We start from the raw sequence: 14986 nt of genomic DNA on the forward strand, positions 1-14986 counted from the left end.
TCGAGTATTGGCTATGCAAACACTTCTGATCACGGGTGCCGCTGGCATCGTCGGCACCGCTCTGCGTCCTTACTTGCGTCAGCACTATCGGCTGCGCTTGCTGGACCGCCAACCGATCCAGGGTCTGGAAGAAGGCGAAACCGCTCTGGTCGGCGACCTCACCGACCCGGCCTTTGTCGATCAGGCCGTCGCCGGCAGCCACGCCATCCTGCACCTAGCCTGTGCCCACGGTACGGGCATCGCGTTCGGCACCACCGTGGAGCCGAACTATCACGCCACGCTTTACCTGCTTGAAGCCGCCCAGCGGCACGGCGTGCAGCGGTTTATCTTTACCAGCAGCCACCACGTGCTCGGCCAATACCGCACTGACGCGGCCGCAACCTTCGACGACATGCCCGCCGCCGCCGACAGTTACTACGCCTTGAGCAAAGTGTTCGGTGAAGCCGCCTGCGCGGCTTGGACCCTGCGTTACAAGCTGGCGACCTTTGTGATTCGCATCGGCAACGCCGACGCCAAGGTCAGCGACGCGCGCCGTCTGCGCCTGTGGACCAGCGCTCGCGATCTGGCGCAATTGGTGCGTATCGGCCTGGAACATCCTGAAGTCCGCCACGAGATCGTCTACGGCGTGTCCGAATGCCCCAACGCGCTGTTCAGCAATGCCCGCGCCCGTGCCCTGGGTTATGCCCCGCAGGACAATGCAGCCGAGCATTTAGCGGAGGAGTTTTTGTCTTACGAAGCGATGGACCCCGCCCACTCCGGACGTGACCATGTCGGCGGCAGCTACGCCGGGGCTGCGCTGACCGCTTTACTGGGGAACCGCTGATGAAAATCACCCGACTGGACACCTTTATTGTCGAGATCCCTTTCACCGACGGCGGCAAGGGCCACAATGTCACGCCGACCACCTGGAACACCCTGGAAAACGTGCTGGTACGCGTCGAAGACGAGCTCGGCAACGTGGGCTGGGGCGAGGCGTTTGGTTACTTCGTCGCCGATGCGACCCGCGCGCTGATCCAGCGTCTGTTCACGCCGCTGCTGCTGGGCCGGGAGGTGCAGGACATCGCGCAATGGAACCTGGATACGCAGCTGGCCTTGCATCTGTTTGGCCGCTACGGCGTCACCACCTTTGCCCTCTCGGGGGTGGACATGGCGCTGTGGGACTTGAAGGCGCGCCGTGAAGGGGTGCCGCTGCACCGTCTGCTCGGCGACGCCAGCCGCACGGCGATCCCGGCCTACGCCAGCCTGGTGCGCTACGGCGAAAACAGCGTGGCGCCGCAGATCTGCCAACAGGCCCAAGCGCAAGGCTTCAAGACGATCAAGCTGCACGAAGTGAGCCTCGACGAAATCGCCCGTTGCCGTGACGCCCTGGGTGCCGGTACCGCGCTGGCGACTGATGTGAACTGCGCGTGGAACGTCGACGATGTGCACGCCTGGCTACCACGCCTGGCGGAACTGGACCTGGCGTGGCTGGAGGAACCGGTGTTCCCACCGGAAGACTTCGCCACCCTGGCCAGCCTGTGCGGCGCTGGCGTGCCGATCTCGGCAGGCGAAAACTGGTGCACCGCGCATCAGTTCGAACAGGCCCTCAAGCTGGGCGCAGTGGATTCGATCCAGCCCAGTGTGACCAAGGTCGGCGGCATCAGCGAGTGCCTGCGCATTGCCAAGTTGGCCAGCCAGCACGGCACCGTGGTGTTGCCGCATACCCCGTATTTCGGGCCGGGCCTGATCGCCACGCTGCACCTGGCGGCGGTTCAACCTGCCGTGCCGATGTTGGAGTACTTGTACGTGCAGCCGCAAGGCTGGTTGTACGACGTATCTGGCCTGTTTCACGACGGCGAACTGAGCGTGCCGCAGGGCCCGGGACTGGGCCTTGAGATGGACATGAACGTGTTCAAGCGCTTCCAGCGCAGCTGACACCCCCTTGACGCAGTAGCCCTTTCCGGCGCCTTCTGGCCGCCGGCCGGGCCTCTGCATGCCCGAGAAACACGGAGCGACCATGCATACCCTGGCATTGCACAACGACGTCTGGTCCCTGACCCTGCTGCCGCATTGGGGCGGTCGCGTCGCCAGCCTCAAGGCTGGCACGCTGGATGTTTTCACCCCGCTCAAGGCCGAACAGTTTGACCCGCTTAACTGGCCACGCGGTGGCGCCTACCCACTGCTGCCCTACTCCAACCGCTTGCGCAATGCGCGCCTCACGCATGCGGGCCTGATCCACGCGTTGCCGGCTCACCCCGCGGCGCGCCCGCACACCCTGCATGGCGTCAGTCACACCCTGGCCTGGGACGTGATCGAACAGAGTGCCACCCATGCCCTGCTGGCGGTGGACTACAGCGGCGAACACTGGCCCTGGCCGGTGCGTTTTGAGCAACGCTTCGAACTCGATGGCGACTGTGTGCGCCTGCACCTGTCGGTCACCAACCTGGGCCACACCTCGATGCCTGCGGGCCTGGGCCTGCACCCGTACTTCCAACGCCACCCCGGCATGGCCGTGCGCTGTGCGCCCGGCCTGGCCTGGGACATCGACGCGGATTACCTGCCCACCGGCAGCGTGCGCGAACTGACTGAGCCGATGCTGCTGCTCGCAGACGTCGCCCATGAAGTGGCGCTGTACTGCTCACGCTGGGACGGTCGCCTGCAACTCGACTACCCCCAGGGCCAGGTGCTGCTGCGTGCAGACGCGGCGTTGAACCACCTGGTGGTGTTCGCACCGCCCGGTGCGCCGTACCTGTGCCTGGAGCCGGTGTCGCACCTGGCGGATGCCTTCAACACCCCTCCTGCGCAATGGCCTGAGCAAGGCACTCAGACACTAGGCGCAGGGCAAACGCTAAGCGCCGCACTTTCACTGACATGGACCGCTGCTTAACCCTTTCACACCCACACCGAAGGACAACAATAACAATGAACTTCTATCGCTCCCTGCCCCTGCTCAGCCTGGGGCTTGCGCCCGTCGTCGCCCACGCCGATTTCATGGATGATGGCAAAGCGTCGCTGACCCTGCGCAACTTCTATTACAACCACGACCTGCGCGACACCAAGGCGCCGGCGCAGTCGAAAATCGAGGAGTGGGCGCAAGGGTTTATCTTCAAGGCTCAATCTGGCTACACCGACACCCCCATCGGTGTCGGGGTGGACGTGTACGCCGGTCTCGGCCTCAAGTTGGATTCGTCGCCCAGCCGTAGCGGCAGTGAATTGCTGCCCGGCTTCACCAAGCGCATTGGCGCAGGGCGCGACAGTGACCCGCGCTCGGTCAATGAGTATTCGGAAGGCACCGCCGCCCTCAAGTTCAAGTACTCCAAGACCGAGCTGAAGGTCGGAGGGCTGTTCCCCAAGATTCCGCTGGTGTACGCCGGCGACTCACGGCTGCTGCCGCAGTTCTTTGAAGGGGTAATGATCGACAGCCAGGAGCTTGAACATTTCACCTTCAGCCTCGGGCAGATGCGCCAGACCAACTACCGTGGCTTCTCCCACTCCACCGACATGCAGACCGGAAATTATCTGAACGTCAGCAGTGATCGCTTCAACTACCTGGGCACCACCTGGGCGCCCGTGCAGTCGTTCAGCCTGGGGCTGTGGGCGGGCGAGCTGGAAAACGTCTACCAGCAGAAACTGGTGACCGCCACCAAGTTCGTGGACGTGGGCGCATGGCGCCTGTCGGGCACCTTGAGCCATACGGACACCGGCGAGTCCGGCTCTGCCCTGGCCGGCCCGCTGGACAGTCGCCTCACCTCGGCCCTGGCCAGCGCCGCCTATGGCATGCACAAAGTCACCGTGGGCTACCAGTACAACGCCGGCGACAGCGCGCTGCCGTTTTTGCAGGAGACCGACCTGCCCGGCGTCGGCAACGCGATCCAGGTGATGCGCTTTGACCGCGCCCAGGAACGCTCGTGGCAGGGCCGCTACGACATCAACTTTGCCGGCTGGGGCGTGCCGGGGCTGAACGCATTTGCGCGTTATGTGCACGGTGACAACTTCGAGATCAACGGCCAACCGGGCAAGGAATGGGAACGCAACATCGACTTGAGCTATGTTATCCAGTCGGGCACGTTCAAAGACCTGGCCCTGCGCTTGCGCAATGTCGAGATCCAGGGCGACGCCACCGGGCGACGCGATGAAAACCGTGTGATCGTTTCCTACACCTTCGCCCTCAAATAACCCTTAGGCCGGCCCCCGCGTCAGCGGGGCCGGCGCGCCCTGGCTGCCGGCCGGCGTGCTCATCACAGTCCCCGACCACGGGGCGTTCTTTAGCGCTTGCCGGCTGACCGCCTGACGCGATGAGGTGATAAACAGCGTACGCCCATCGGCCGCCCCAAAGCACAGGTCGGTGGGTGACGCGACCGGTACGCCGAGCATGCGTTCCAGGTTGCCTTCATGGTCGAACTTGACCACGCTCCACCCGCCGGACAATGCCGTCCAGATGCTGCCGTCCGCATCCACCGCCAAGCCACTGAGCTGACCCGAGCCCTTGGGCATGCTGGTAAACCGGCGGACTTCGCCGCCAGCGCGCAACCGATAGACACTGCCCGACTCCGGCGCCAGCGCAAACAGCTGCTGACGCGGTGAGTCCCAGCACAACGCACCGATGGCCTCGCTGATCTGCCAATGGCTGGCCAGCGTACCGTCACGAGACACTTCGCCGACCTTCCACTGCCCACTGCCCATTCGGATTGCCGCCCACACCCGCCCGTCGCGATCACAACACAGGCAGGTGGGCGTCCCGAACCCCCACGGCGTGCGATGGCGCACCTCGCCTTTGTCGTAGACAAAGTATTCGTCCTCCAGCGCTACAAACAACCCGTTTGGCGTGAGTTCCAAGCCCATGATCGGCTTTTCGGTGCGCAGTATCCGCTCGGTGCCCTCGGCGCTATGGCGATACACCGCCGGGCCGAGTTTATCCGCCCAATACAGGCATTTTTCGCTGGCACTCCAACGCGGATGCCCGCCCAGGAATGCCCATTGGCTGCAGACTGGCTGCAACTCATCCGGACGCGCCTCGGCCTGTTTTACCGCCAGTTGGCTGCCCACCCGTTGCGCCGACGCCGCCACTTCCGGGCCGAGCAGTGTCAGGCGTTCCAGGGTCAGGCGGTACGCAGGGCCGGCGATACTCAAGGCACCGCGTACCTGGCCCGCGCTGTCTACAATCGGCGCGGCGACGCAACGCACGCCGAGCACGATTTCTTCATCATCGATGGCATAACCGCGCACACGAGTGACCTCCAGCTCGGTCATTAGCCGATTGCGATCCGTGATGGTCAGCGGCGTCAACGCCATGAGGGTCATGTGCTTGATCAGTTCACGCCGTTCTTCGTCCACCAGTGAGCTGAGAATCGCCTTGCCCTGCCCTGTGCAGTACATGGCTTTGCGTTGGCCCATGGAGGCGGCGGAACGGCGGCTGTGGGCACCGTCGCAACGCTCCAGCGACAGCACCTGGTCGCCGTCGCGGATCGCCAGGTAGGTGGTTTCGCCGGTCAGGTCTCGCAAGGCGCGCAACTCGAAACTGGCGGCGGCAATCAAATCCGGTTCCATCCACGCCCCGCGCACCAGCTCAAGGTAACGAAAGCCCAGGCGGTAGCATTTGTTGTTGGCATCGCGACGGACCATGCCGCGTTCCACCAGCAACGCCAGCAGGCGATACAGCGTGGCGCGCGGCAGGTTCAATTGCGCGGCGAGTTGCTGGTTATCCAGGCCTTCGGTGGACAGGCCGATGGCTTCAAGGATGTCGAAGGTTTTATCGAGAACAGCGGTTCCCTTTGCACGATCCATGCTGACCTCTGCGCACGTTTTCTTATAGATGTATCACTAACTGAGAAAACGTTAGCGGCAAACCCGGAGTTCGCTGGCGAGGATTCCTACTATATGGGAGCAATCGCGCGATGCAACTCCAGGAGAACCTCCAGCGGGGGGCACAGTTGAGTACCGGCTAGGCGCTTGACCTGACTCCCTGAGGTTTCCTGATGACGTGATTCGTGACCATTGGTGCCGGACACGCCACAGCATCCCGTCGCTTCGACCACCAGCCGCTGGTTGACTCGCTGGAACACATCGCCCCCTTGCCTGCTGCTCGCCCAGGCAATACGATCACTTGGCCCAATACGAATAGGATAACCCCCTTTGATCCGACCCAGATGCACTTTGCGGTAGATCTTAGATTTAGAATTTGCCCCCCCTAAAAAATGTTCCTTTCAAAGGCCTTGTCAACGAACACCGCTTGAACCTGACATTACGAGATATCTTGGGGTCGGTCTGTTCAGTACGGAGGGTAGATGTGAGGCTGGTGCCCAAATCGCGCCGGACAACGGATTACCGACCACCAGACACTTGTCGGATTTGACCTTCGGCGCGGCGAAGGCACACAGCGCCGGGCCATGGGCCAGCAGACCGGCGGCAAAGTGATACGCCAGTTTCGACAGGCCATGCCGCTGGGGTCGCTGGCGTCATGGAACAGATTTTTGTTCTCGGCGCTGCTGATCGACAGGTAAAAGTGCATGCCGTTGCCCGCGTTTCGGATCAGGCTTGGGCATGAACGAGTAGATCATGCCCAGGTCGTTCGCGATCTCGCCGGCAGCGATGCGGAAGAACGTGAGGCGATCCGCCGAGGTCATGGCGTCGCTGTAGGTGTAATTGATCTCGAACTGGCCGCAGGCTCAGACTTCGGCGGCACGAATCAATGTGATAGTGATCAACTCCAGCATCGCGCAGCAGGCGAGTTTGCACCTACTTTGTGATCGGGCCTCGATGGCGTATTTCCGGGAGGCATTGCTGGACGCGATGGAGGAGTTTTCCGGGTAGCCTACGGATGGGACGACAGCCTGACGCCAGGTAGAAACAAGACTGTTGACGCCAACGTCGAATTGATCAACGTGCCGACGCAAGACTGCCCCACCTCCAAATTGGTATAAATCCAACGTAGGCGAAGGTTTGAGAGGAGTCAGAATGGAGAAGTGGCATTTCGGCAACTGGATCAAATCGGCGTCGGCACGAACACTTCAGGTCATCAGTTCGGAGAACCACCGACAGCAGAGAATGGTGCGATGAACGAACGTTGAGGAAACAACGCTTATCATTCACACTACAGAGCCGTGACTCATATTCATCTAAAATATGCAGGACAGCAACCGCACGGAAGCCTAGGTCATCACATTAGACATTTAGACAGCACCTAGCGGCCTGCCCTTGGACAGAAGGGTGCCACTATGTACGAGCCTAATAATTTTAATGCCGGCGAAAAAATTTTCTACAGGCCTATTGAGGCCGCATTACGCTGGTGCGGTCTTATTGTTCATGAGAGACAAATTCTTGAGTCAGCATGGGACAACTCGAATCGGCTCATCGATGTCTTTCCGCAATGGCCATGTTTGCATGCAAGTGTAGGTAAGATTCTGGATGCGATTCGTAATCGGGAGATTCCGTACGGAGCTTTAGGAGTGACAGTTACCCCTGGCACTCCAGTCGATCTCAGGTTACTGACCATCAGACACTCGGACCTAAAACGGTGGTTATCTCACTACCATCCAGATCAGCGGCCCTCGTTTCTTTTTAGTCAAAATCCTTCTGATCAAGAAGCGATTCACTACCGCTCCTTTTTGATTTTACAGGCAGATCGTGATGCTCTGCAGGTACAGCTAAGAGCGACGGAAGCGAAACTCCAATCTTTGATCGGACAGCTAAAGGCGGCCGGATTAGAATGCGAAAACCTTCGCCTGCTTGCCGAGAACAAACAACAGCTTAGCGACCACAGCAAAACTAGCTTCCTGACCGTAATCGGAGCGTTGGTCAATATCATGCTTGGCTCGTCAAAGTCGGGAAGAAAGCATTCGGTCTTCGATAGTCAAGCTTCTATTGTCGATTCTATAACCGCGCACTACAGCGGCGTCGCGGGATTGAGCAAACGCTCACTGGATGAAAAATTTGCAGCCGGCAGACGCTGTCTTGCAAAGGCTAACAGCTGAACATTGCAGTGCAATCACTTCTCTTGCATTGCAATGACAAACCTCGTTCTCTGGGATTGAATCCAAGCCACTTCCCACCAAATGCCATCGGGCACTAGAAGAGGCTACCATGTCAAATCAGCTCTCAGCCATCGCTGATACACCTCACCCACGGAGCGAACGTCACATCATGCGGCGTGATGAGGTGGAGCGAAAAACCGGCTTCAAGCGTGCGCACATCTACAACCTGATGAAGGAGGGCAAATTCCCTCAAGCTAAGCGCATTGGTATGCGTGCCGTGGGCTGGGATTCGCTGGAGATCGAGCGGTGGGTCGTTGAACGCTTAGGTCAGCAGGCCTGATGTCATGCGTGTGGTATCGGTGGTTTCCACCAAAGGCGGGGTGGGCAAAACCACAGTAGCCGCCAACCTTGGCGGTCTTTTGGCAGATGCTGGTCTGCGAGTCCTGCTGCTGGACCTGGATAGCCAGCCCACCCTCTCCAGCTACTACGCCTTGAGCCAGAAAGCTGTTGCTGGTGCGTACGAGTTCATCGCACTCAACCTGACAACTCCTGCACAGATTGTTTCCAGGACGGTGATTGCAGGGCTCGACCTGATCCTCTCCAACGATGATCAAGGCCGACTGAACACCTTGCTGCTGCATGCCCCCGATGGGCGATTACGACTGCGCAATTTGCTGGACAATTTCCGCCCCCGTTACGACCTGCTTTTGATCGATACCCAGGGCACACGTAGCGTGTTGCTGGAAATGGCCATCCTGGCCTCCGATCTCGCCCTCTCGCCCATCACCCCGGAAATGCTCGCCGCCCGCGAACTGCACCGCGGCACCTTAAAGCTGCTGCGTGAACTCGAACCGTTCCGCCACCTGGGCATTCTACCTCCACCCTTGCGATTGCTGCTGAACCAGGTGAACGCGATTCGGGTGGACACCCGAATGATCATCCGTGGCCTGCGCGAGACCTTCGCTGGGGCTGCCGACATCTCGGTCCTAGACACCGTCGTTCCAGACCGAGTGGCATATCTCAATGCCGCCTCCCTCGGCCTACCGGCCCATCGAATCGAGACGCGCCGGTCACATGGACGACGCTTGTCATCAGCGCTGGAAACCATGCAAGCGCTGGCGATCGAGTTGTTTCCGGAATGGCGCGAAGCGATCTCTACAGTGAGCAGATGCGCGGAGGTTCCATGAGACGAATCGAAAATCCCACATTTCTCACCCCGTCATTGTGTTTGATCGACCTTGAGGCCAACAGTGTTTGGCAAGGAGTCTTTTATGTTGGATCAGCTTCCCACCATCGTTCAGCCACCCCTTCGAGCCCACCGTCCACCTTGCGAGGAGTACTGCACCGTGGTCTTTCGCGTGCAGGGTGGACGCTCGGCTATGGGGTGGTTCCTCGCAAAACTTTTCCGCCACTTCGAAGGTTCGGGGGCTGCTGAGATCGTCAAGTTCGAGGTTGGTGACCATTTGCGCAACCCGCGTTACAGGAGGTTGTTCAGATGAAGAAGCTCAGTCAGGAACAGATCACCGATAAGCTGCACCAGGACCACTTCCCTCAAGGTCCAGAACTGGAGCGGCTGTCCGATCCTCTTACTGACACGCCTATGCTGGTCACTCTGGAGCAGTTGCGGCCCTACGAACACAACCCGCGCTTCATCCGCAATCCGCTGTATGAGGATATCAAGGCCTCGATCCGTGAACGCGGGCTGGATCAGCCACCACCGATTACCCGCCGCCCGGGAGACACCTATTTCATCATCCGCAACGGCGGTAATACACGCCTGGCGATTCTTGGGGAGCTGTGGCAAGAAACCCGCGACGAACGCTTCTTTCGCATCCACTGTCTGTTCCGACCATGGACCAATGAAGTCACTGCCCTGCTCGGCCACTTGGCCGAAAGCGATCTGCACGGCCAACTCACCTTCATCGAACGTGCTCTGGCGGTAGCCAAACTCAAAACCATGCTCGAACCGGATGGAGCTGTGCTCTCACAACGTGAAGTGGCACGACGTCTTGCCGCTGGAGGCTATCCAATCTCACAATCGCACATCAGCCGGATGCTGGACACCCTTGAACACTTACTGCCCGCCATTCCACAAACCCTATATGGCGGATTGGGTAAGCCCCAGATCGAACGCCTGATCGGCCTACGTAGCCAGGCTGAACGGACCTGGAACCGTTATCCAACCACCACCATTGAGTTCGCTGAATTTTGGCTCGATACCTTAGGCTACTTCGACGCCGAACCCGAGTCCTTCAATCTTGAGCAAATCCAGGATGAACTGCTCGAACGCATGAGCCGCTTACTCGGACAGTCCTACCGTATGCTGGCCCTAGAGCTGAGCGATAGCCAACAGATCATCTCGACGCCTGAGGTTGTCGTCACCACGCCCTTGGAGAACAGGCATCTGTCGAGCGTTGATGAAGCGGCGGCAGGACCTCCCTCCTCCGAGTCCCGTCCCCAATCAACTGAGACCAGAACCCAGACCGAAACAGCACGAGAGGAACTGCTCACACCAACCGAGACGAATGTCGTATCAGCGGTCAGCCCTCCGTCACGTGTTCAACAGATTCGTGAACAGATCGAGCGCGACACGGTCTCTGAAGCGGCACCGACCTTCGAATCCTGCACAATCGACAACATCTGGATCATCGCACCAACACTGGATACCCCCGAACAACTGCGTTTAGCCATTGCTGGACTGGCTCGGGAAATGGCGACTTATGCCGGACGTCCCGAGAGCATCATCGATCAGACGCATGGCTTGGGCTTCGCCCTGAACATCGAGCAACTTGATCTTGCAGCGCCTCACGCGACCGGCGTTCATCTACTGCTCCTGGCCCTGCTGCGCGCTCAAGAGGACGTAAGTTGGGAGGACCGCAAGCAACTGCCCTCAGCCCTGTTCGGCCAGCTGTTGCTGGGAGTCTATCAACTCCCGCTGCCCGATCGTCCCGCCGTGGACGTAGGACTGGAACGACTGCCCGACAGTCTGTTAATCAAACTGTATCGTCTGATCCGCCTGGCCCGGCGCCTAATCGACTTAACGCTTAGCCCTGAAAACGACCCACCGAAGGAGTTGCCATGAACCTGTCCTTCAATGTGCTCAACCAGGCCATGCTGACGCAGGTGCTGCACGAGCTACGCCTGGGTAATCTGCAGCGCTGCAAAGCACTCGGACTAGGCGAGGACGACATCTACTTGTTGCAATCCTTACCGCCCGCCACCCTGTCACGCCTGGCACATGCCACCGTGTCTTGGGTCGAGGTCAAGATCGATTCGTCAGTACTGCATCGGCTTATTGAGCAAGTCGATCGCGACGAGCAGAACGAGCGCTTAATCAATCGTGCCCTCAAGCTCGGTGCCAGCAGCACCATCATGTACCAATGCTTCGGCTTGGCGCATTCGGAAACTGCCCTGCGTCGACGTCTGCTCAAGATAGAAACCCGCAAAGGGCGACCACAGAATTTGAGCGAAGCACAGGAACATGCGCTCTGGCAGCGTTGGTGTCAGTTGCGCACGCATGACAGTACCGAGGATCAGCTCGACGCCATGATGATGCTGGCGGAGGAACAGCAGATCAGCTTGACCATCGTTTGGCAGCAGATCGACCACTACAGCAACGAAACATGAACACCTCCTCGCCCAACCGATGGCAGCGCGTTCTGCAGCAATGCACCCATCAGTTGAGTGAACGCTGGCCCCCCCGTCCCACTACCGAAAAACCCTCCAACCAGGCTTTGCAGGCTGGCTTTTTGTTCAGTGGCCAATCACTCGCAATCGTACCGCGTCGCTTGCTACTGGATAATCGTCTGACGCCGCTGGAGCGCAATGCCTGGCAGGTATTTCGACTCATGCTGCAAGGCCAGGGCGTGGTCACCCCACGGTATGAAGATCTGCAACCCTACCTGTCGAGCGTCCCCTACGGCGCATCAGCTTCGCGTGAAACCATCGCTCGGGTGTTGACGATGCTCAGGCTAACGCGCTGGCTCAGCTTGGTGAGTCGCGGGCGTGATCAGGTCAGTGGGCGTCTGCAAGGTTCTCTGTATGTCCTGCACGATGAGCCGCTAACCCCTGCCGAAGCCATGGAACTGGATCAGGACTATCTGGAGCTGATCGGGCATTGCCTCGGTCATGCCACCAACGCGGTGCGTATTGTTGCCCAACACATTCTGGACGAACTCCGTCAGGACGCCGATATCGATCTCGGCCGCCTCCCTACACACTTCGACTGCTGGGGAGATCGCTGGATACGCCAAGGATTAGACATGGAAGCCAACGACATGGTGCACGACTCCGAACGGGGTGGCGATCACCTAGTTCGGAATCGTGCAGCCCCTCGTTCGGATTCCGAACCGGGAATGAACGCCAGTATTTCCGGCACCGTTCGGAATCCGAACACTGCCTGTACTGTATTAAAAGAAAGTATTAGTACAGTACCGCGCGCGACCCCAGCAGTGGATAACCTGCACTGGCCCAATGCGCTGCAACTGAGTCCGAACGAACGTCACGCCGCCATCGTGGCGCTGAACAAGCTCAAACCGGCGGATAGACAGGCGGTGCTCAATGAGGCCGGGGCGCGCTGTGCGGCCGGTGGTATCCGCAAGCCAGCGGCCTATCTGATGGGCCTGATCCAACGCGCGCTGAAAGGCGACTTTCATCCTTGGGCGAGTCAAACAAAACTGCCCCACACCACCGAGACATCTCTGACAGCGCCAGCGCGTTCGACCAGAAAACCGGGCGAACCCGCCTCCGCTCTCGCACAAGCGTGCCTGAATGAGCTGCGTCAACTGCGCAGCAAACGCCCCGGACGTCAGTAGATTTGATGCCAGTGGCATCAAATCCATGGAGTTCCAATGCAAGAACACGACGGGTCAATCTCTGGGCGTCTTTCTCGAGAGCAGCCCCCCTCTCCAATGTGATCGTAGACGTCAGTGGACTTGATGCCACTGGCATCAAATCCAGGGAGCTCTATCGTGAGATCACAAGGGGCCGGATCGGTGTAAAGCGGACAACATGCCCATATTTATCCACGGAAATAACGCCTCTGACATCACACTAAAAATCCCCTCTAGCGGTTGCTCCGAACGAACCAAACCGAACAGACCGCATTCAGCTTTTTGGCTGCTCTCAAAACTCATCCGGCGCAAGGTTCTCGCCAAGCTTATGCGAGGACTATACCGTGGCCGATCATTACCAACTCAACCTGGGCTCATTGCGCAGCAGTATCACCCTGACCCTGCATACCCACCACGCCGCTCGTATCTGGCAAGGCCGGACAGCACGCGAAGGTGTCCACTCGATCATGGGCATGGCCGGCTACATCAGCGTCACCAACCTGATCAAACAAACCGCTGCCCAAGACGATCCCTATGCCGACTGGGCCATGGTGCAACTGGAAGAAAAACTGATGCAGGCCAAGGCTGGGATGATGGAACTGATCCAGCAACTGGATCGAGTCAAACAGGACCTGCCGACCCAGATCGACATGGGCGACAACCTCAACATCCACCCCGTCACCGTGCCGTTGTACATCGGCAGCCAGCTGGGTTTTCTGGCGGTCTACCTGCTGACTGACTACGACACCCTGGTGCGCCGGACCTTATTGGCCCATCACACCGCCTTGATCGGCCGCTTCGACATGGAAGCCTGGAACGACGACGGCGCCCATCTACTGCGCAGCCTGTTCGGTCTGGCGCAGCGTTATCGGCATGCCGGCGTCACCCGCGACGACATGGCAGCGAACAACGCCCGTGCCCTGGCAGCCATCGAAAAATTGGGGGTCCCCCCCATGGACATTCTTGAAGGGCATCGCCGCTCCCAATTCGCTCCACCGATAATTCGTCGTAGTGCTGCGGCAGTGGACGCCGCTGACGGGTTGGCAGAGGACCCGGGGGAACCATCTGCGTCAGTGGATGACATGGAGGACGAAGCATGAATCCCCTGACCTTCGCTCAATCAATGCCCTTCCAAGTGTTGACACCAGAAGCCTATCGACAACTCGAACACGCTGCCTCCCTAAAAGGCCTTTTAAAGCCCTTTAAGGGTAAGGGGGAGCTGGAACACTTGGCGCAGGTCGCGAGGGAAATCGAGGCGCAACTATGTCGCCTGATGAAAGCCGTGGTGCAGCAGGCAGGACGATCGCCTTACTCACTGCTGGACATTCGCCTGGTGCTGCAAAACACCGGTGCTGGCAGCACCTTCCTGCGCTGGCGCACACGTGATTTCTCTCGCATGGGCGTTGCCGTCTGGGAGCGGCAGGTAAGCAACAAAATCCTGCCCCTAGCCACACGCGAGGGGTTGCACCAATTCGAATGTGACCGCATTGCACTGAACCTGCAGATGAGCGTGGTGCATTCGCTATTGCGCCAGGCCACCACCTGCGCGATCAAAATGGCCAGTGCCGAACGGTTGCTGCGCCAATTCACCACAGCAGTGGAGGTATCACGATGAGTACTTTTTTCGTCGGCGAAGGCAACATCGGCAGTGCGCCAGAGTTCCAGGAGTTCGCCTCAGGCAATGACGAGCCACGGCGTTTGCTACGGCTGAATGTGTACTTCGACAACCCCGTGCCGCGTGATGGTAGCTATGAAGATCGAGGCGGCTATTGGGCACCGGTTGAACTCTGGCACCGCGAAGCCGAACACTGGAGCATGCTGTACCAGAAAGGCATGCGCGTACTGGTCGAGGGCCGCACAGTGCGCGATGAGTGGGAGGACAGCGAAGACAATACACGGGTGACTTTCAAGATCGAAGCTCGTCGAGTCGGCATCCTGCCTCACCGTGTGCAAAGCGTGATCATGCGGGAGCGATCCAGCGAACAGACGGCACCAGGGAAACACGTCGAGCAAAGTACAGAGCAGGCCAGTTCATCCGCATCGAGACCCAAAAAACGTCGAGGGTCCCAGGCTACGGATTAATGGGCATTGGGCATAAAAATTGCGCCTTTGCGAGAAGTTGCCGAGCTGGTCTTACTCTCTGCTCGTGACTAAGCACACAGCCGCCCGAGGTATGACGGGATAGCAACCTCATCCCATTCAATG

General features: G+C 59.4%; 14 protein-coding genes and 2 pseudogenes. 14 read left to right on the forward strand and 2 right to left on the reverse strand.

Annotation, left to right across the window (positions count from 1 at the left end; genetic code table 11):
• The first annotated feature begins 13 nt into the window (after nt 1-13).
• The 4 genes from AC0IYH_RS06615 to AC0IYH_RS06630 all read left to right on the forward strand — a co-directional run bounded on the left by AC0IYH_RS06615 (nt 14) and on the right by AC0IYH_RS06630 (nt 4155).
• Nucleotides 14-823: an NAD-dependent epimerase/dehydratase family protein gene (locus tag AC0IYH_RS06615; protein WP_471833450.1), complete on the forward strand. Its 810-nt coding sequence runs from the start codon at nt 14-16 to the stop codon at nt 821-823.
• Nucleotides 823-1914 (forward strand): mandelate racemase/muconate lactonizing enzyme family protein, encoded by a 1092-nt coding sequence (locus AC0IYH_RS06620; protein WP_471833451.1) that lies wholly within the window; start codon nt 823-825, stop codon nt 1912-1914. The genes AC0IYH_RS06615 and AC0IYH_RS06620 overlap by 1 nt, the downstream gene beginning before the upstream one ends.
• Nucleotides 1915-1996: 82 nt before the next feature.
• Nucleotides 1997-2866 (forward strand): aldose epimerase family protein, encoded by an 870-nt coding sequence (locus AC0IYH_RS06625; RefSeq protein WP_471833452.1) that lies wholly within the window; start codon nt 1997-1999, stop codon nt 2864-2866.
• A gap of 35 nt (nt 2867-2901) precedes the next feature.
• A complete protein-coding gene (locus AC0IYH_RS06630; RefSeq protein ID WP_471833454.1) occupies nt 2902-4155 on the forward strand; it encodes an OprD family outer membrane porin in 1254 nt (417 codons plus the stop codon).
• Between the two features lie 3 nt (nt 4156-4158).
• Here AC0IYH_RS06630 and AC0IYH_RS06635 read toward each other — a convergent pair whose 3' ends face one another.
• Together AC0IYH_RS06635 and AC0IYH_RS06640 are read right to left on the reverse strand one after the other, a co-directional pair.
• Nucleotides 4159-5763, reverse strand: coding sequence for an IclR family transcriptional regulator domain-containing protein (locus AC0IYH_RS06635; RefSeq protein ID WP_471833456.1), 1605 nt, complete (start codon nt 5761-5763; stop codon nt 4159-4161).
• A gap of 431 nt (nt 5764-6194) precedes the next feature.
• A pseudogene (locus AC0IYH_RS06640) lies at nt 6195-6602 on the reverse strand (hypothetical protein).
• 40 nt (nt 6603-6642) lie between these two features.
• Here AC0IYH_RS06640 and AC0IYH_RS06645 point away from each other — a divergent pair.
• From AC0IYH_RS06645 to AC0IYH_RS06690, 10 genes and pseudogenes are all read left to right on the forward strand, one after another.
• Nucleotides 6643-6789 (forward strand): annotated as a pseudogene (locus tag AC0IYH_RS06645) (sarcosine oxidase); the annotation flags it as partial.
• A 404-nt stretch (nt 6790-7193) separates the two neighbouring features.
• Nucleotides 7194-7949, forward strand: a complete 756-nt coding sequence (locus tag AC0IYH_RS06650) for a hypothetical protein (RefSeq protein WP_471833458.1) — start codon at nt 7194-7196, stop codon at nt 7947-7949.
• Between the two features lie 109 nt (nt 7950-8058).
• On the forward strand, nt 8059-8289 hold the full coding sequence (locus AC0IYH_RS06655) for an AlpA family transcriptional regulator (RefSeq protein ID WP_471833459.1): 231 nt from the start codon (nt 8059-8061) through the stop codon (nt 8287-8289).
• 4 nt (nt 8290-8293) lie between these two features.
• Nucleotides 8294-9136: a ParA family protein gene (locus AC0IYH_RS06660; RefSeq protein ID WP_471833461.1), complete on the forward strand. Its 843-nt coding sequence runs from the start codon at nt 8294-8296 to the stop codon at nt 9134-9136.
• A gap of 308 nt (nt 9137-9444) precedes the next feature.
• Complete coding sequence (locus AC0IYH_RS06665; protein WP_471833463.1) at nt 9445-11031, forward strand: ParB family protein; 1587 nt, start codon at nt 9445-9447, stop codon at nt 11029-11031.
• Nucleotides 11028-11576: a DUF2857 domain-containing protein gene (locus AC0IYH_RS06670; RefSeq protein WP_471833465.1), complete on the forward strand. Its 549-nt coding sequence runs from the start codon at nt 11028-11030 to the stop codon at nt 11574-11576. The genes AC0IYH_RS06665 and AC0IYH_RS06670 overlap by 4 nt, the downstream gene beginning before the upstream one ends.
• A complete protein-coding gene (locus tag AC0IYH_RS06675; protein ID WP_471833466.1) occupies nt 11573-12763 on the forward strand; it encodes an STY4528 family pathogenicity island replication protein in 1191 nt (396 codons plus the stop codon). The genes AC0IYH_RS06670 and AC0IYH_RS06675 overlap by 4 nt, the downstream gene beginning before the upstream one ends.
• A 362-nt stretch (nt 12764-13125) precedes the next feature.
• Complete coding sequence (locus AC0IYH_RS06680; protein WP_471833467.1) at nt 13126-13881, forward strand: PFL_4669 family integrating conjugative element protein; 756 nt, start codon at nt 13126-13128, stop codon at nt 13879-13881.
• Nucleotides 13878-14396 (forward strand): DUF3158 family protein, encoded by a 519-nt coding sequence (locus tag AC0IYH_RS06685; RefSeq protein WP_471833469.1) that lies wholly within the window; start codon nt 13878-13880, stop codon nt 14394-14396. Before AC0IYH_RS06680 ends, AC0IYH_RS06685 begins: the two co-directional genes overlap by 4 nt.
• Nucleotides 14393-14863, forward strand: coding sequence for a single-stranded DNA-binding protein (locus AC0IYH_RS06690; RefSeq protein ID WP_471833470.1), 471 nt, complete (start codon nt 14393-14395; stop codon nt 14861-14863). The genes AC0IYH_RS06685 and AC0IYH_RS06690 overlap by 4 nt, the downstream gene beginning before the upstream one ends.
• Nucleotides 14864-14986 lie beyond the last annotated feature (123 nt).

It is taken from the genome of Pseudomonas sp. AC463, assembly GCF_979253585.1.